The following is a 16984-nucleotide window of genomic DNA, read 5'->3' on the forward strand; positions in this document are numbered from 1 at the left end:
TGTTCTTTCAATTTCTGAAATGTGCCTCTTCTTCCGTTGATCCCCGGAAAAAAGATTTTACCTCTGCACCTGATTCGGGTATGATGGGTACAGGAAACAATCTGCCTTTGGACTTGCCGCCGGCAGACTGCTTTGTCCGGAGATTATATCCGGAGACTATATTAAGAAGAAAACCAGGAAATTCAGAAAAGAGGTTCTAAGAATGCTGAATACAAAAATGCAGGAGCTGGGGGAAAACCGATCGGTCATTCGTGACCTGTTTGAATATGGAAAGAAAAGAAAGGCGGAAATCGGAGAGGACAAGGTTTTCGATTTCAGTCTGGGGAATCCTTGTGTTCCCGCCCCTGATCCGGTGAATGAAACGATCTATGACCTGCTGGATTCACAGGATGACGTCTATCTGCACGGCTATACATCCGCGCAGGGTGACCTGTTAACCAGGCGGACGATTGCCGCAGATCTGAACCGCCGTTTTGGAACGTCTTTCCAGGCAGATAACCTTTATATGACCTGCGGGGCGGCAGCATCTCTTAAGCTCTCTCTGACTGCGCTGATTGTACCGGATGCAGGAGACGAAGTCCTGGCCTTTGCCCCGTTTTTCCCTGAATACCGGGTTTTTGCGGAGACCGCGGGAGCGGCGTTCCGGATTGTTCCCACCGACCCGGAAACCTTTCAGATCCGGATTCCGGAGCTGGAAAAGGCAGTCGGAAGGAATACCAAGGCGATCCTTATTAACTCACCGAATAATCCGTCCGGAGTTGTTTACCCGGAAGCCGTCATCCGGGATCTCTCCGCCTTTCTTGCCGAAAAAGAGAAAGAATACGGTCATCCCATCTATCTGATCGCGGATGAGCCCTACAGGGAACTTGTCTATCACAGCGGCACCGTTGTTCCCTACCTTCCGAATTATTATCCTGACACTTTGGTATGCTACTCCTACAGCAAATCTCTCTCTCTTCCGGGAGAACGTATCGGCTATATTCTGGTTCCGGACGAGGCGGCAGATTCCAAAGCTCTGTACGCGGCCATTTGCGGCGCGGGCAGGGCGCTGGGCTATGTCTGCGCCCCCAGTCTGATGCAGCATGTGATCGCGGCCTGCGACGGAATGGTATCTGATCTGGAGGCTTATAGGGTAAACCGGGATCTTCTGTATCAGTCCCTGGTTTCTTTCGGCTATACCTGCGTTCATCCGGACGGAGCCTTTTATCTGTTTGTAAAAGCCATGGAACCTGACGCCTCCGCCTTCTGCGAAAGGGCGAAAAAGCATGAGCTTCTCCTTGTTCCGGCGGACAGCTTCGGCGCTCCGGGATATGTGCGCATCGCCTACTGCGTGACAGAAGAACAGATCCGAAACAGCCTTCCGGCCTTCCGCGCACTGGCAGAAGAATACGGAAAGGGCTGATTATACCCGAATCTTCTTCCCCAGCGCGAACGAATACAGCCATGTCTCTCTGACAGGCGTTCCGGTAATCTGCTCCAGCGCCTTCCGGTAGAACAGAAGCTGGGGCCGGTATTTTTCCGCAAGATCGCGTCCGTCTCTTGTACGGACGCGGTCTGTTTTATAATCTACCAGGATAAAGCCTCCGTCTTCCTCGAAATAGGCATCAATGATTCCCTGCACCAGTATTTTTTCGTCCACGGGCCAGGAGGAATCAATCTCATCGGCCGGAACATCCAGAACAAAGGGCTGTTCCCGGTGCAGGCTGCCCTTCCGGGCCGCCCGCCGCATCCGCTCCCCCAGATCGGAGGAGAGAAAGCCTGCCATCGTTTTTTCGCTGATGACCGCCGCATCCGCCTGACTGAGTATTCCGTCATCCAGCATGCGCTGCTTTTCTCTGCGAACCGCCTCCTCCGCGTCCGTTTCTCCTGTTTCTGTTTCTTTTATCTGACTGTAATCAAAGGTCTGGAGAAAATGATGCCAGATGGTTCCGCGGGAAGCCCCGGCGGTTTCCTCCGGCAGCTTCTTCTCCCGCATAAACGCCGGGATATAGGGCACAATTCCCTCCGCGGGGTACATCTCCTTCCCTCTGTCCTCCTGCATCTCCTCCAACTCGGCTTTCTTCAGTTCACTGACCGTCATTTTGGCCGGAAGGGAAGCCGCCCTGCTGTAAGGATAGGAGAACGCCGATATTCTGCGAAGGGTCTGTAGAATCTGTTCCTCTTTCTTCTTATCTTCCGTTAAAGCACCTTCCTCCACGGTAAGACGGATGCCGTCTGCGCCGGTGTCCGCCTGATTATCCTCCCCTGCCGGCAGAGTGCCCGGTATCTCCCGCAGATTCCCGACATAGTGTTCCGCCGTCCGCTCTTCCTCCTCTTTCAGAAAGCTTCCGGAGACAATCTGTGTATCCAGGATTTTCCTGTCTTCCGGCCTGGCCGGAAGAATCCAGTCCAGATAGCACCTTGCACCCGTCAGCTTCGTGTAGGGGATGCTTTCTTCCGGTTCCGGCAGACCGGCGGCATCCGCCACGACGCCGGTCATAACCAGCTTTTCCTTCGCGCGGGTCAGCGCCACATACAGAACCCTCAGTTCTTCCGCCCTGCTCTCCAGACTGTTCTGCAGGGCGATGGCGCTGCGCTGCAGCGTAGAATGTTTGATTCGTGTTTCCGGATGAAAATCCTCCAGTCCGATCCCCAGACGGGAATTCAGAAGAACATTTCCCTTCTGGTCGGAAAGATTAAACTGCTTCCCCAGTCCGGAAACAAAAACAATCGGAAATTCCAGCCCCTTGCTTTTATGGATGGTCATGACACGGACAATATTCTCATTCTCGGAGTACAGGTTGACCTCCCCCTCGTCAATCTGATAGCGGTTCATTCTCTCGATATAGCGGATGAAGGAAAAAAGCCCGCAGTTTCCCGTCTGCTCAAAGGCATACGCCTTCTCTGTCAGCATATCCAGGTTGGCCTTTCTCTGTTCGCCCGCCGGCATGGAGGCCGCGTAATCGCCAAACCCGGTGCGGTCCAGAACTTCCTGGACCAGATCATGGACTGCCGTAAAAGATACCTGTGCCCGCAGCATGTGATACGTTTCAAAAAACGTCTGCAGCTTGTTTCTCAGCACTTCCGTCTCTTCTGTCTCTTCCCCGGAAAGAGGTTCGGACTTTTTCTCTGCAGGCAAATCCGGCTGCGCGAATTTTTCAGCAGCTTCGTAAACTGGGCTTTCGGGAAACGTTGTTTTCAGAAGAGCCATCTCGGTATCTGTCAGGTTTCCGATCGGGGAATGCAGCACCGCCGCAAAAGGGATTTCCTGTCTGGGGTTGTCCAGAATCCGGAGATAATCCAGTACCAGCACCACCTCCATCGCAGAGAAATAGCCCTCTCTGGACAGGCTGTAGGCGGGAATCCCTTCTTCATTCAGGACTTTTACAAAAACATCCGCCCACCCGGAAACCGAGCGGAGCAGTACGGCAAAATCGTTCCACTCCGGCCTGCGGAAAGCTTCTGTATCCTTATCCCACACCCATCCCTCTCTCTGCAGCTTTCTGATTTTTGCGGCCACCAGGCGGGCTTCCGCTTCAATCATCACATCCCTGCCATGATCCTCCTGAAATTCTTCCGAGCCGCGGTCCAGCAGGAGCAGCTCGCTGTCCGGAAAGTCCGGATCCGGGCAGCCCGGGTAATAAGCCGCCCCATAATGCAGGGCAGCCGCATCATCATAAGTAATACCGCCGAATTCCGGAACCATCAGTTTCCGGAACAGGGCATTGACGGTGTCCAGTATCTGTGCCCGGCTCCGGAAATTCTGAAACAGATCAATCCGGAGAGAATCTTCACCGGAACGCTCCTTTGCTTCCCGTCCGATCGGAACCGTCTGGCCGTCCTGTCCCGAACAGCTGTTTTTTTCCTGAAAAGGCAGATAAGAATGGTACTTTTCCAGGAAAAGATCCGGCCGGGCCTGGCGAAAACCATAGATAGACTGTTTGATATCGCCCACCATAAAACGGTTGTTCCGTCCTTCCCCATTACCGGAAACAGCAGCCAGCAGCGCTTCCTGGATGTAGTTGCTGTCCTGATATTCATCAATCATCACCGCCGCGTAGCGCCCGGAAATCTCTCTGGCCGCGTCTGTCCGGCGCAGAGTTCCATCCTCCCCCTTTTCCAGAAGAATCCGGAGTGCAAAATGCTCCAAATCCGAAAAATCGCAGAGATTTCTTTTCCTCTTTTCCTCTCCGAAGGCAGCCATAAAATCGGATGTCAGCTGTACCAGCTCCTCCATAAAAGGAGCCGTGTCCTCCATCTCCTGCAGAATCTCCTGCACGGTCCGGGAAAAATACTGTCCGCGCAGCACGGCAATCTGATCCCAGATCTGGTTATGGCGGTTCTTGATCTGTTCCTTTAATCCGGCGTCCTCCCCCTTCTGCAGACGCCTGGAGGAAAGCCTGTTTTTTTCCCATTCCGCCAGTGTCCTTCTGTAGTCCTCGTAGGTCCGGCAGGAACAGAGTGCGTTCACCGCGTCCCTGTCGTACGCGATATTGTCCGCGTAACAGGAGGGCGCATCCTCCCGGCGCATGTCCCCCAGATTTTTCGCCTGCAGCAGACGGATGCTTTCCTTCCTTTTTTCCGCCTCTGCCAGAACCGCCTGCATCCACGGAGCTTTCTCCAGTTCTTCCTCTTTTGTCACCGTGGATGTTTTCCGGCACTTCTCCAGCCATTCTCCCGGCCAGGGTTCGCTGACGGCCTGTTCGTAAACCTGAAGCACAAGCTCCTCCAGCCTGCTGTCCGTTTTCCCGGAGGCGAAAGACTCCGCAAAATTCTGAAACTCCGGCCTGTTTTGGGCATACCGCTCCTCAATCACATTTCCCAGAACCTCTCTTTTGATCATAGAGAGTTCATTTTCGTCCCCGATCCGGTAACCAGGATCCAAATCAATCCGCTGGTAATAATTCTGGATCACAGATGTGCAGAATCCGTGGATGGTGCTGATCTGGGCGTGATGAAGAAGCGCCCCCTGCTGCTGGAGATGCACATTGCCGGGATCCTCCGCCAGCTTTTTTTCCAGGGCGGCACCGATTCTTTCCTTCATTTCTCCGGCAGCCGCCCGTGTAAACGTGACAACAAGAAGCTCATCCAGATTGACCGGATGCTCCGGATCCGTAATCAGCGACAGAATACGCTCTACCAGTACCGCAGTCTTGCCGGAACCGGCCGCAGCGGAAACAAGAAGATTTTTTTCCCTCAGGCTGATGACTGCCTGCTGTTCTTCCGTCCATTTCACACTCATCTCTGGTTTTCCTCCTGACCTCCGGCCTTTCTCATTTTTTCCAGGACCGCGCCCTTTTCTTCCTTCCGGATCTGCCGGTACCGGTCTCCCAGCCGTTCATCGAACTGGCAGACCGCTCGGTAAGGGCAGTACCCGCAGGCGGTCTGGTCCCCCATCCGGTACGGGCTGACCGCTGTCTCCCCGCACATCATCCTGCTTCCGAGTTTTTTCACCTCTCTGTCCGTGTAGTCCAGAAGTACGCGGAAATCTTCCCCCGCCGCGGAACCGGAATTTTTGGACGGCTCCCCTCCCTTGTTCAGAGAGACAGGTATGACAAGCGACGCCCCGGAAACCAGATCCCGGTCAAACAGACGCACTATCGCATTCTCGGAACGGAGCAGTCCGTCCGGGCGCAGTTCCTTCAGAAGCGCCGCTTTTTCCATGCCGGGCTCCGCATCTTCAATAAAAGGATCCCGGATATGATAGTAAAACATTGCCCCCGGCTCCACACTTTCTCCGGGATATTTCTTCTGCTCCTCCTGCAGAACCGCCTGCATGTACACGGGAAGCTGAAGCTGCAGGCCATGATACAGCCGGGTCAGATCCAGCCGGGTCTCTCCGGTCTTGTAATCAATGATTTTTAAGTAACGTCTGCCGTCCTGCACACATTCGTCCACCCGGTCAATCCGCCCGGTCAGTTTCATCTGTGCTCCGCCTTCCAGGAAGTATCGGGCATCCCGCATTCTTCCGGAAAAAGAGGTCTCTGCCGACTCCGGCCGGAATTCCCCCGGCTTCAGCTGTTCCTGGAGCGCCCAGACCGTCTGACGCAGCATTTTCCTGAGCCGGCTGACCATAGCCGTATTCCTGGCAGTGCTGTAAAGAAGCCCGCTGTGATTTCCCAGCACATTTTCCAGAGCCGTATCCGCAAGAGCATCCCGCTCCGGCCCGGACAGCGCCGCCCATTCTCTGTGGTCTCTGCCCAGACTCCGTGTAAAATATTCCAGCGCCTCATGCATAATTGTCCCGAAATCCGCCGCGGTAAATACAAACTCCTCTCGTTCCTGCAGCCCCAGGCCGTAATCCAGAAAATGACGGTACGGGCACCCGGCAAATTCCTCCAGCCTGGTCACAGAATTTACCAGCGTCATGCCGTAAAGCTTTCCCGCTATCGCCCTGCCGATTCCGGTGTCTTTCCTGTAAAACCGGGACGCCAGCAGAAGCCGGTCCAGCTCCCTGCTCTTTTCCGGGCTTTCCCGCATCCATTTCGCAAGTCCCCGGAATTCTGCCGACGGCAGATTTCTGCGCATGCCGGACAGTCCCTCAAACAGAAGATTTTTTCTGCCCTCCGGCGTTTCCAGACGTTCCCCGGCCGGATGATCGGCATCCAGGTTTCGTATTTCCAGATCCGGGAACATTTTTTTTACGACGCTGATCAGATACGAAGGCATCTGCGCCTTCCCGCCGCCGGATGTGCGGCTGAAAGAAAGGTACAAAAGATCCCGCGGCTTTGTCATGCTCAGATACAGATAAAACCGCTGCTGATAGATTTCCTCTCTGGCCGTAGGCGAAAGCTCTATGTTTTTTTTCTGAAGCTCCTCCCGGTCCGTCTCCGAGAGCACTCCCCCCGCAGCCAGCGACTGTGGGATAATTCCCTCATTGACTCCCACAAAAAAGAGCACACGTACCCTGCCCAGCCTTGTCCGCCGGATATCTCCCACGGTAACCTGATCTTCCCCCGGCGGAATCAGGCCGACTCTTCCCTCCTGAAAACCGGCTTCCAGGACATCCCGGAAATCCTCCAACTTCATCGGCTCGTCTCCCAGAACCTCCACAATCTTGTCCAGAAGATCCATGACATATGCCCAGATCTGGGAATATTCTCTCTCCGAGAGCAGATCCTTCCCTTCCCTGAACCGCTCCTGTTCTGCCTTTATTTTTTCCTGACACCTGGTTTTTACCAGAAAGCGGTACAGCGCCTCTGCCTTTCTTCCGGCAGTTCCCATTCTTTCATGCAGCCCTTCGTAAAGCTCCTCCGTCTCCTGCAGGAATTTTTCCCGGAGTCCGTTGTAACAGAGCATCCGGTCCTCCCGGTCCTGCTTCGGCCGGCGCACAAAAGTCTCCCGATACATTTTATGCCCCCGGATGCCCGCAGCCAGGACATAGTTTTCCAGCAGGTCTGTTTCCTCTGGTGTAAAATCCGACAGACCGCTCCGCAGATAACGGAAAACCGACTCATAGCTGTAATTCCGGATCATCATATCCAAGACGGAACGAATACATTCCACCAGCTGATTTGTCATGACGCTTTTTTTCTGATCCAGAAAATACGGGATGTCCGCCGACGCAAAAATCCGTTCCGCTTTTCCCGCATAGGAATCCAGATCTCCGGTAACAACCGCAAAATCGCGGTAATGATACCCTCTTTCCCTGACCAGACGACGGATTTGTTCTGCCGCAAAGGTAACCTCCTGTGTGGGATCCGCCGCTTCTGCCAGGCGAATTCCGGAACATTCTTTCCCTGCCTGACCCGTCTTTCTGTACACCCGGTTTCCATACCGGAACAGATTCTGTTCCAGGAACGCAAGCTCCGGATTATCCGCAAACCGTCCCTTTCCCCTGCTGTCTGCCTTCCGGACAGGCAAAAGTTCTGTATGGGTTTCCTCTGCCAGCTTCGCGGTATCCCGGATCATCCGCTTGCTCATGTAAAAGAGCTGGTGGATGCCGCCCGTCTGCCAGGGATCCTCTCTCCCGTCCAGCGTAACCACAACCGTGACCTTTTCCGCCAGCGCCAGCAGCTCACGGACGACCAGATTCTGTACCGGCGTAAAGCCGGTAAACCCGTCCAGAAGGACAACGCTGTCCCGCACCAGGGACGACTTCCCAATGACTCCGCAGAGAAGCTCCGGCACCTCTTCCGTGGTGAGATAATGATCCCGGATGTAATCGCGGAACCCCTGGTAAACCGTCTGGACATCCCGGATTTTATCCGAAAAATAAGGACTGCTTCCCTCTGTCCACGCGGACAGCTCCCGCGGCTCAATCCGGTACTGCATCAACTCCGAAATCAGAGACTTCATCTGCTCCACCGCGCCCTGCCGGGACAGAGACTTTCCCAGCACCTTCAAATTCTTTTTCTGCGCGGATACCACCCGCTGTACCACAAGACTTTTCCCGGTATCCTCCAGAACCGGACGGCTGTCCCCGCCGGTTTCCCCGAAGACCCGCCAGGCCAGCCGGTTAAAACTGAGGATATCCACATTCAGAAGGCCGTGAACAGGGCTTTTCTGCAGAATTTCCTTCTGTGTCTGCATGGTAAACTGCTCCGGTACAATCACCAGATACTGTTTCTCCGGATGTTCCGCGGATTCCCGCAGAAGTTCCTCATAGACATATTGCGACTTGCCGGCACCGCTGCTGCCGGTTACAAACTGAAGCGACATTTTTTCACCTCTTGTCCTCTTTATCTGGCAGAAATATCATGGGATGATTTTACAATCTTCCCGGTAAAGGTTCAACCGGACGCCCCTCTTTCCGGTGTTTCTCACCCAACCCTCCGTCCGGATGGCGCCTGCGCCGCCGGAAAAATGTCAAGTACCAGTTTTACTGCAGGCAGAAGTTTTTCCGCACTACAACCTTCCGGGAAATTCTGCAAAAATAAGGATACTCCAAAATCGGCTCGGAGACGAAAGGCGCATACCGGGAGGCGTAAATGAAAAAAATACTGGATAAAATCTGGGAGGGCATTCTGATTCTCTGGGAAGATTTCCTGATTGGTCTGAAGATGGTCTTTTACATTCTTTTGATCATATTTTTTATTTTCGGCATTATTGCCCTGTTTTCAGGTGCCCCGGGTCTGGGAATTTTCCTGATTGTTCTGAACGCCCTGCTGTTTCTGCTGCTCCGAAAGCTGGACAAGGCATCCGACAAAAAATTTGAGAAGGAATTTGAAGAAATGGTCCGGAAAAATCGCGAAGAATGAGGAATCCTGCACTCTGTCCTTACAAGCGCAGGATTCCCCGGCCGGATGTCCGGCATGCGAGGCAGAGGGATCAAGAAAGATGCCGGATCTGCTCCATCCAGGCAGCGGCGCAGGCATCACTTGGCATGCGCAGATCCCCTCTGGGGCTGACCGCTACCGAGCCTACCTTGGGGCCGTCCGGAAGGCAGGAACGCTTAAACTGCTGTGAGAAAAACCGCCTGTAAAAGTTTTCCAGCCACTTTCTGACTGTCAAGGCATCGTACTGCCCGCCAAATGCATAGTTCGCCAGACGATAGATTTTTGCCGGCTCAAAGCCCGCGCGGAGCATGTAATACAGGAAAAAGTCGTGCAGCTCGTAGGGTCCCACCAGTTCTTCTGTTTTCTGGGCAATCTGCCCCTCCGACGGAGGAAGAAGCTCCGGGCTGACCGGCGTGTCCAGCACATCCAGCAGTGTATTCCTCAACCCTTCCTCTCCGCAGGTATCCGCGTAATAGCGAACCAGATGACGGACCAGGGTCTTTGGCACAGAGACATTGACGGCATACATGGACATATGATCCCCGTTATAGGTGGCCCATCCGAGAGCCAGCTCGGAAAGATCCCCTGTTCCAATGACCAGGCCGCCGCACTGATTGGCCAGATCCATCAGGATCTGTGTTCTCTCTCTGGCCTGCGCGTTTTCATACGTGACATCATGCGTGTCACTGTCCTGCCCGATGTCGCGGAAGTGAACCGTCACGGCGTCTTTAATGCTTACCTCGCGGAGCGTGGCTCCCAGTTTTTCCGTCAGTCTGCACGCATTGTCGTAGGTCCTGTCCGTGGTGCCGAACCCGGGCATGGTGACAGACAGGATGTTCTTTCTCGGAATGCCCAGCATGTCAAAGGCCCTTGTCGTCACCAGCAGGGCAAGTGTAGAATCCAGACCGCCGGAAATGCCGACAACCGCATGTCTGCACTTCGTATGCTTCAGTCTTTTCCGCAGACCGAGCGCCTGAATATTCAGAATCTCATTACAGCGCTGTTCCCTTGACTGTGCATCTGAAGGAACAAACGGATGCGGATCAATCCGGCGGGTCAGCCTGGTCTCCTCCACCTCCAGATCAAAGAATACCGTCTCATAACGGGCAGCGGCGTCCGCCCCTGCCTTCGGATAGGTGCTGAGCCTTCTTCTTTCCGCGGCAAGGCGGTCCACATCAATTTCCGAGACAGCCGTGTCATTGGAAAAGCGCCGGGATTCCGCCAGAATCGTTCCGTTTTCCGCAATCATATCCTGGCCGCCGAACACAAGGTCTGTCGTAGACTCATCAATCCCGGCCGAAGCATAGAGATAGGCGCACACCAGGCTGGCCGAATTCTGGCAGACCAGGGAACGGCGATAAGAGTCCTTGCCTACCATATCATCACTGGCGGAAAGATTTACCATCACAGTGGCTCCCGCCGCCGTATGCGAAATTCCCGGAGGACATGGTACCCAGAGATCCTCACAGATCTCCGCCGCCACAACCAGGTGAGGGACCTGTCTGCAGGCAAAAAGCAGATTCATGCCGAAGGGAACCTTCCGGCCGTTCCAGTCAATCCAGATCACGGACTCTTCCCCAGGCGTAAAATGTCTGCGCTCATAAAACTCATTGTAATTGGGAATGTGTTTTTTGGGCACGAACCCCAGAAGCCTTCCTCTGTTCAGCACAGCCGCCGCATTGTACAGCTTTCCCTTTACTTCCAGCGGAAGGCCGACAAAAATCAGCGCGTCTGTATCCTCCGTCTGCTCCCGCAGATTTTCCAGCTGCTGTGCCGCCTCATTCAGCAGGCGGTCCTGAAGGAACAGGTCGCTGCAGGTATATCCTGTCAAACAGAGTTCCGGAAATACCATGACTTTTACGCCGAGTTGCCGCATTTCCTGTATCCGCTGCCGGACAGCCTCCGCATTTGCCCGGCAGTCCGCCACACAAACCTCCGGTGTCGATACGCCGACTTTAATGAATCCCTGTCTCATGCTGTAACCCTCTTTTTTCTCTACTCTTTCTGTCAGTTTCAACCCTGCTGACGGGCGGCGGCAAGAATCTCCTTCATCTCTTCCACGCTGAAGCTGTAGGATTTTCCGCAGAAATTACAATTCAGCTCCGCAGGTTTTCCCTCGTCAATCAGGGACTGCAGTTCTCTGGCGCCGATGCTCAGCAGCACCTTGCCTACCCGCTCCCTGCTGCAGTTACAGTGATACTTGGCAGGCATGGTTTCCAGTATTTCCGGCCGAAGCCCGCGCAGGATCTTCTCCAGAATCTGTTCCGGAGTCAGTCCGTTTTCCAGCAGCTGTGTAACCGAATGCAGTTCCTTCAGATTATTTTCCAGCGCAGTAATTACCTCATCGCTGACTCCCGGCATCAGCTGGACAATGAAGCCTCCGGCCTCTTTGACGCTCTGGTCCCTGTCCACCAGAACACCCAGTCCGACAGAAGACGGCACCTGTTCGCTGACCGCAAAATAATTCGTCAGATCCTCTCCGATTTCTCCGGAAACCAGCTCTACCTGGCTGGAATAGGGTTCCTTCAATCCCTGATCCCGAACCACGGTAAGGGTTCCCCTGCCCACAGCCCCTCCGACATTCAGTTTGCCGTCCGGCCTCGGATCAATCCACACCTCAGGCTGATAGGGAAATCCTTTTACTCTTCCCTTCGCATCGGCCGTCACAGTGATTCCCTGCAGGGGGCCGTCACCCCGGATGGTCAGCGTAAGCAGATCCCCTTCTCCCTTCAGCATGATCCCCATCATGCACCCGGCCGTAAGAAGGCGCCCCATGGCGGCCGTCACCACCGGACTTGTCTTATGTATGCTTCTTGCTTCTTCCGTTAAATCTCTGGTAGAAGCAGCGAATGCGCGGATATATCCATCCGCGGCTGTTCCTCTGACAACATAATCCATTACTTAAACTCCTTTTTCTGTTTTCTTTCCGTTTTCCCTGGCCAGGTATACAATCCTCTGACTTTCCTCTGTGGCAGCCCTGTCTGTGTAGCTGTCATACATCGTCTCAAAACGCATTCCTGCCTCCTCCAGAATGCGGATCACTGTTTCCGGAGGATAGGCTCTTTCCAGATGAACCTCCTCCGTTTTCCTGAAAATCCGGTCATCCTCTTCCCAGTCATCATAATTCTCCGTGCGCTGTATGCCGTCATTTTCCGGCAGAAAAAGAGTCAGATCATACTCATTGATTTTTTCCTTTTCATCGTAGCTGTTCTGCCAGATAAAGCTTCCCTCTTTCCGGTTCTCCGCAATCGTACTCTCCCCGATCCGGCGGTATTTCTCCTCTGTATTCATATCAAACAGAAAGACGCCTTCCGGATCCAGATAATTATTGACCCAGCGGAAGGTCTGCAGCAGATCTTCTTCTTCCAGCAGATAATTCATGCTGTCACAGACACTGACAATCGCGCGCACCGTTCCATAAAGCTCGAAATCCCGCATATCCTGCTCCAGATAGAGAATATCATGTCCGGACACGATTTTTTTCTCCTGCGCTGCCTCCAGCATATCGACCGAGCTGTCGATTCCGATCATATCATATCCCGCGGAAGCCAGCAGCTCTGTCATGGTTCCGGTTCCGCATCCCAGCTCACAGACAAGGCCGTCCCTGATGCCATTTTCCTTCAGCCTCCTGACAATAAAATCCTTCCACCCGCTATAATCCACATCCTCCATAAAAGGATCATAGACCGAGGCAAAGCTCCCGTACATAGAATTCATGGTGTGTAAACTCCGTATTTCAGTATTTCAATGACCCGCCATGCCCAGGACAGGGCATGGCCGCATGGAACCAGCCTGCACGGCTTTATGCTCACATGCACAGAAGCATTCTATCACATTTTTAACGATAATAATCCCAGGACTTTTACAGTTCCCATCTGTTCTTATCTCCGTTCTTATCTCCATCTTCTCACATTCAACCTTTCTTTGTTATTATTACAGTATAATAAAGCAAGAAACAGACTGGCTGTCATACATTTTATCATAGGCTTCCGTCTGCATTTCCGCTATAATATTGTTAACCCTGAATTATTCATGACGACTCAAAAATCGTACTAATCAGTATTACCGAAAAATTTGTAACCCTTTTCGCAGATAACAGTTGATTGCTCCTGAAAAATGAGCGCACTTATCCTCTTGTCATGATATGGTACGATTCTGAGTTGTCAAAGTGCTTCACAATTGTTATTCCAGCTGCGGCTGTCATGTCTGCTTATGCTCCGGGAGGAAATCTTTTTACGGTGATCGATGAAGCGGCCAGGTATCAGAATTTAGCGTAGATTTTTATGATGAATAAATACGTGTTGCAGACTGATGATGCGAGATGCAAGCTATAAAGAAGAAAAAAATGATTATTCCAGACTATAACCCCAGTGAGCAGGAAACTGTCGGAACCTACAGGGTCTACCCTGCTTTTCAGGCTATGTTCAAGGCCTTCGGATTCCCCGTTTCGGATACCGAACCAAGATTCAATCGTCCGATTACTCCGAAAGAAAACATGAAGCTCCTGTTCTTGGGCCAGACTCCGTTCTGGATCCCGGAGGACAGCCCCATGATGGTGACCGCCGACACTCTCGGATTCTTTCCCAGGCAGACGCCCGATAACTTTGCCACACGACTCGTGCTCGATGGCGGTGAGGAGCCTTGCGTATTCCCCGGGCTCACACAAAAAAGCGCTTGGTTTGATCTCAACTGGCAATTTGTCCCGGCTGCAGGCGGTGCCACCGTGGCCCCGGGTGCCCCGAAGGTCCCGGATATGGCGGAATGGGAAAGGTACGTCTCCATCCCCAATCTTGACGATATGGACTGGGACGGTATGGAAGCCATGAATAAACAATACTTCTCAGATGGCAAATTCAATATCTTAAATGTCCTAAATGGGCCCTGGGAGCGTCTGATGTCTCTGATGAATGTTTCCGAAGCCGCTATGGCTTTAATCGATGCGGATCAGTACGACGGTATCCATCGCTTTTTTGACGCATACTGCATTTTCTTTGACGATTACATTACAAGGGTTGCTGGGCGCTGCAGTATTGACGGCGTGCTTATGCACGACGATTGGGGCCATCAGAACAGTGCCTTCTTTTCCCCCGCGACCGCAAAAGAAATGCTTCTTCCATATTTGAAGAGGATCGTCGCCTCTTGCCATAAAAACGGTCTGATTTACGAGCAGCATAGCTGTGGGAGAAATGAAGCGTTCATTGAAATGTATGCCGAGGCCGGTGTGGACCTCTATTGTCCACAGAACATCAATGACTTCGACTATATGTTGGAAAAATGTAAGGACAGTCAGTTGGTGCTTGCTTGTCCCACCCCCATGTTGCCCCCCGATGCCTCTCCTGAGCAGGTTTACGCTGCAGCGCAGGCGTGGTTTGACCATTATGGAAAATACCGGGTAATGGCAGGCGCTATGTTCCCGAATTCTTTATTCTATGCCGCTTTGTATGAAATCAGCCGCAAGGCTTATGCAGAGCAGGCGTGCGCATCGAGGTCAAAGGAACAATAATTGGCAACTGCCCGAGACTGAAAAAGCCGGAAATGCACAGCGTTTCCGGCTTTTTCAATATGAGGGGCAGGCAGTCAGTCTGTGGTGATTGCCAACACTTGAAATGGAGTCTCAACCTGCCTTTCGGACGGTGAAAATGAGCCTCGACGGGCAGGATTCAAAAGAGATCGAAAATAACAAATTACGTTTGATAACTACATCATTAATATGATCACCGCTAAGGCGCCGATATATGACGTGAAGCCGATGCTTCCATTCGTGGGAGACGGAGTTGTGCCGGGACTTGTTCCGAAGTTCATGAAAGATGCGGGCAATGATATTCTTCTTGGCGTAGGAGCCGGTATTCACGCACATCCGATGGGACCGCGTGCCGGTGCAAAGGCGTTCCGTGAGGCAATTGATGCGTGTATGAATGATGTGCCGCTTCGGGAGGCTGCCGAGAAAGGATCCGAAGAACTTAAGGTGGCGGTTGCCAAATGGGGAATTTACGGAGAGGATCACAGCAAGAATTTGTATGCTCTGTAATTAGTAGAAGCATTTATAATTCAATGAGGCTGGCGCGTTAGATGCGTTAGCCTTTTTTTGAGTAGTGTGACAGGCGGTGCACGATTCTAAGCAGTCTCTCTTTCAGAATCATGGTGTGTTTTACGCCACAACCTCAAAGCAGAGTGTGTTGTCGTTGTAATTATAGTAGAAACAGTCTCCGTACTGAAAACCGATTTCGTTGATCATCTGATTTAAAATCTCGCAGTTGTTACTGAGCAGATAGCCCATTGCATCCTGATAAGCGGCGAAATTGCTGAAGCGGATTGAGAGATTGCTGGTTCCGGCTGCGTACTGGACGGCAAATGCGTTTCGGATCGCTTCATAATTATAAGAATCAAAGTAGCTGCCAGTTCTCTTATTATAGTTGAAGACATCGGGATTGTTGTAATACGTGCTGTAGTCAAACTGCTTGTAATGAGAATCTATAAGATTTAATTCCTCATAGGTGAGACCAAAATAATCGTACTGGATACAGGCAGCCCCGTCAGGCTCAATGACATCCGGATCATCCCAGGTCACGTCGATATAGGTGTCGTTTCCGGGAAAACTGTCCAGGTAATTCCAGCAATGGCTCTCGTCGTCACTAACAACAACCGATGCAGCTTCTCCTGCCTGCTCCATCAGATAGGAAAAGACTTCTGCATATCCCACGCAGACGGCGTCTCCGGTTACCATGGCATACAGAGAGCGGATATAAGGAAGACTGATACTCTGGTCATAGGTAAGTCTTACGACCAGATCGTCATGGATAATTTTGGCTTTTGTCCAGCAATCTGCGCCGGCCGGAATCTTGGCCAGAACTTCATTCCTTACCGCTGCAATTTCATTCTGCTTTGAAGTAATCTGCGCCGGATCTGTTGTGTGATACGTAAAATGAACTACGATCACAGGGATGTATCCGCCAATGGAATGCTCTCCTGTATAATCCGAATAAGTGTTCTGGTCAATCCAGAAACAGTCACGAGTAATAGCGAAATATACTGTGTTGTAGGAGAGGGTACCGGCATCAATCAGAACCAGATCGCTCGGGCAGCTCATAGAGATAGAATCAAAGTAGTTTTTGGCTTCCTGCAGGCCGTTGCTCAGATCGATAACCGGGGTATTCTCGCTATAAGAAAGACTGGAGAGCACATATTCTTCCACTGTCTCCTGGGTCGGGTCATACTGGTCATTCAGGATAGAGGCTGATTCTTCTGTCTCAGAAGAAACCGTGTCATACTCATTGCTATAGAAATTAGCATCATCCGCTTCATCCGCAGATTCCTGCTGACTTTCCTCTGTGGTCTGCGCGGATTCGTCATAGTCTGAATCGTTCAGAGCGTTTATCTCCCTGCGAAAATCGGATGCAGGACTGTTGGAATCTTCCCACTCGGTTTTGACTGTGCGGGTACTTTCCTTTTCGGAGACAGAATCGTATGCCGTTAAGGGCAGGAATACGGCAGCTGTAAGAATCAAGGCTGTGATCGTTGTCTTTTTCATCTTATTTCTCCTCCTCAAGTGATTTCTGCTTCAGAAATCAACGGTGTGTCATTTGGTATGCTCTTATCATAGAAGCTGGTTTTGCCATTTTTTTCAGAATGGACTCCTTTGCCATGCCTCAGTTGCCATCTGGCTGGCGGCTGTTTCGGTCAGAATCCGTTTTCTTGAATTTAAGGTCAGATTCGGTCTTTTGCAGGACAACCAGGTCACAGGCCCGGAACGTTGATCATGAAACATTTTCGGCAAAACCAGATGCTAT

At 52.2% G+C, this 16984-nt stretch carries 10 protein-coding genes; 4 read left to right on the plus strand and 6 right to left on the minus strand.

Going from position 1 to position 16984, the window contains the following annotated elements; genetic code table 11:
* Positions 1 to 202 precede the first annotated feature (202 nt).
* On the plus strand, positions 203 to 1402 hold the full coding sequence (locus FYJ60_RS06170; protein WP_154457792.1) for a pyridoxal phosphate-dependent aminotransferase: 1200 nt from the start codon (positions 203 to 205) through the stop codon (positions 1400 to 1402).
* Here the strand turns inward: FYJ60_RS06170 and addA are convergent, their stop codons facing one another.
* Together addA and FYJ60_RS06180 are read right to left on the minus strand one after the other, a co-directional pair.
* On the minus strand, positions 1403 to 5221 hold the full coding sequence (gene addA / locus FYJ60_RS06175) for a helicase-exonuclease AddAB subunit AddA (RefSeq protein WP_154457793.1): 3819 nt from the start codon (positions 5219 to 5221) through the stop codon (positions 1403 to 1405). It lies immediately after the preceding gene.
* Positions 5218 to 8640, minus strand: coding sequence for a PD-(D/E)XK nuclease family protein (locus FYJ60_RS06180; RefSeq protein WP_154457794.1), 3423 nt, complete (start codon positions 8638 to 8640; stop codon positions 5218 to 5220). The genes addA and FYJ60_RS06180 overlap by 4 nt, the downstream gene beginning before the upstream one ends.
* Positions 8641 to 8909: 269 nt before the next feature.
* On the opposite strand from FYJ60_RS06180, the gene FYJ60_RS06185 reads away from it, so the two are divergent.
* Positions 8910 to 9179, plus strand: coding sequence for a hypothetical protein (locus FYJ60_RS06185; RefSeq protein ID WP_154457795.1), 270 nt, complete (start codon positions 8910 to 8912; stop codon positions 9177 to 9179).
* Positions 9180 to 9249: 70 nt separating this feature from the next.
* On the opposite strand, the gene FYJ60_RS06190 is transcribed toward FYJ60_RS06185, so the two are convergent.
* The 3 genes from FYJ60_RS06190 to FYJ60_RS12470 are packed head-to-tail and all read right to left on the minus strand — an operon-like array spanning position 9250 to position 12914.
* Positions 9250 to 11172 (minus strand): NAD(+) synthase, encoded by a 1923-nt coding sequence (locus FYJ60_RS06190; RefSeq protein WP_154457796.1) that lies wholly within the window; start codon positions 11170 to 11172, stop codon positions 9250 to 9252.
* A gap of 38 nt (positions 11173 to 11210) precedes the next feature.
* Positions 11211 to 12095: an Hsp33 family molecular chaperone HslO gene (hslO, locus tag FYJ60_RS12465; RefSeq protein ID WP_205838981.1), complete on the minus strand. Its 885-nt coding sequence runs from the start codon at positions 12093 to 12095 to the stop codon at positions 11211 to 11213.
* Positions 12096 to 12098: 3 nt separating this feature from the next.
* Positions 12099 to 12914, minus strand: coding sequence for a class I SAM-dependent DNA methyltransferase (locus FYJ60_RS12470; protein WP_205838983.1), 816 nt, complete (start codon positions 12912 to 12914; stop codon positions 12099 to 12101).
* 628 nt (positions 12915 to 13542) lie between these two features.
* On the opposite strand from FYJ60_RS12470, the gene FYJ60_RS06200 reads away from it, so the two are divergent.
* Together FYJ60_RS06200 and FYJ60_RS06205 are read left to right on the plus strand one after the other, a co-directional pair.
* On the plus strand, positions 13543 to 14700 hold the full coding sequence (locus FYJ60_RS06200; RefSeq protein ID WP_205838985.1) for a uroporphyrinogen decarboxylase family protein: 1158 nt from the start codon (positions 13543 to 13545) through the stop codon (positions 14698 to 14700).
* A gap of 207 nt (positions 14701 to 14907) precedes the next feature.
* A complete protein-coding gene (locus FYJ60_RS06205) occupies positions 14908 to 15225 on the plus strand; it encodes a RuBisCO large subunit C-terminal-like domain-containing protein (RefSeq protein WP_272818876.1) in 318 nt (105 codons plus the stop codon).
* A 120-nt stretch (positions 15226 to 15345) separates the two neighbouring features.
* Here FYJ60_RS06205 and FYJ60_RS06210 read toward each other — a convergent pair whose 3' ends face one another.
* Positions 15346 to 16725 (minus strand): hypothetical protein, encoded by a 1380-nt coding sequence (locus FYJ60_RS06210; RefSeq protein ID WP_154457798.1) that lies wholly within the window; start codon positions 16723 to 16725, stop codon positions 15346 to 15348.
* Positions 16726 to 16984 lie beyond the last annotated feature (259 nt).

The sequence above is a fragment of the Bilifractor porci genome (genome assembly GCF_009696005.1).
Classification (GTDB): Bacteria; Bacillota; Clostridia; order Lachnospirales; family Lachnospiraceae; genus Bilifractor; species Bilifractor porci.

Bases quoted from the DNA above. Each gene is read 5' to 3' on its own strand.
- FYJ60_RS06170 (WP_154457792.1), top strand. From the start codon at position 203: ATGCTGAATACAAAAATGCAGGAGCTGGGGGAAAACCGATCGGTCATT.
- addA (WP_154457793.1), bottom strand. From the start codon at position 5,221: ATGAGTGTGAAATGGACGGAAGAACAGCAGGCAGTCATCAGCCTGAGG.
- FYJ60_RS06180 (WP_154457794.1), bottom strand. From the start codon at position 8,640: ATGTCGCTTCAGTTTGTAACCGGCAGCAGCGGTGCCGGCAAGTCGCAA.
- FYJ60_RS06185 (WP_154457795.1), top strand. From the start codon at position 8,910: ATGAAAAAAATACTGGATAAAATCTGGGAGGGCATTCTGATTCTCTGG.
- FYJ60_RS06190 (WP_154457796.1), bottom strand. From the start codon at position 11,172: ATGAGACAGGGATTCATTAAAGTCGGCGTATCGACACCGGAGGTTTGT.
- hslO (WP_205838981.1), bottom strand. From the start codon at position 12,095: ATGGATTATGTTGTCAGAGGAACAGCCGCGGATGGATATATCCGCGCA.
- FYJ60_RS12470 (WP_205838983.1), bottom strand. From the start codon at position 12,914: ATGAATTCTATGTACGGGAGCTTTGCCTCGGTCTATGATCCTTTTATG.
- FYJ60_RS06200 (WP_205838985.1), top strand. From the start codon at position 13,543: ATGATTATTCCAGACTATAACCCCAGTGAGCAGGAAACTGTCGGAACC.
- FYJ60_RS06205 (WP_272818876.1), top strand. From the start codon at position 14,908: ATGATCACCGCTAAGGCGCCGATATATGACGTGAAGCCGATGCTTCCA.
- FYJ60_RS06210 (WP_154457798.1), bottom strand. From the start codon at position 16,725: ATGAAAAAGACAACGATCACAGCCTTGATTCTTACAGCTGCCGTATTC.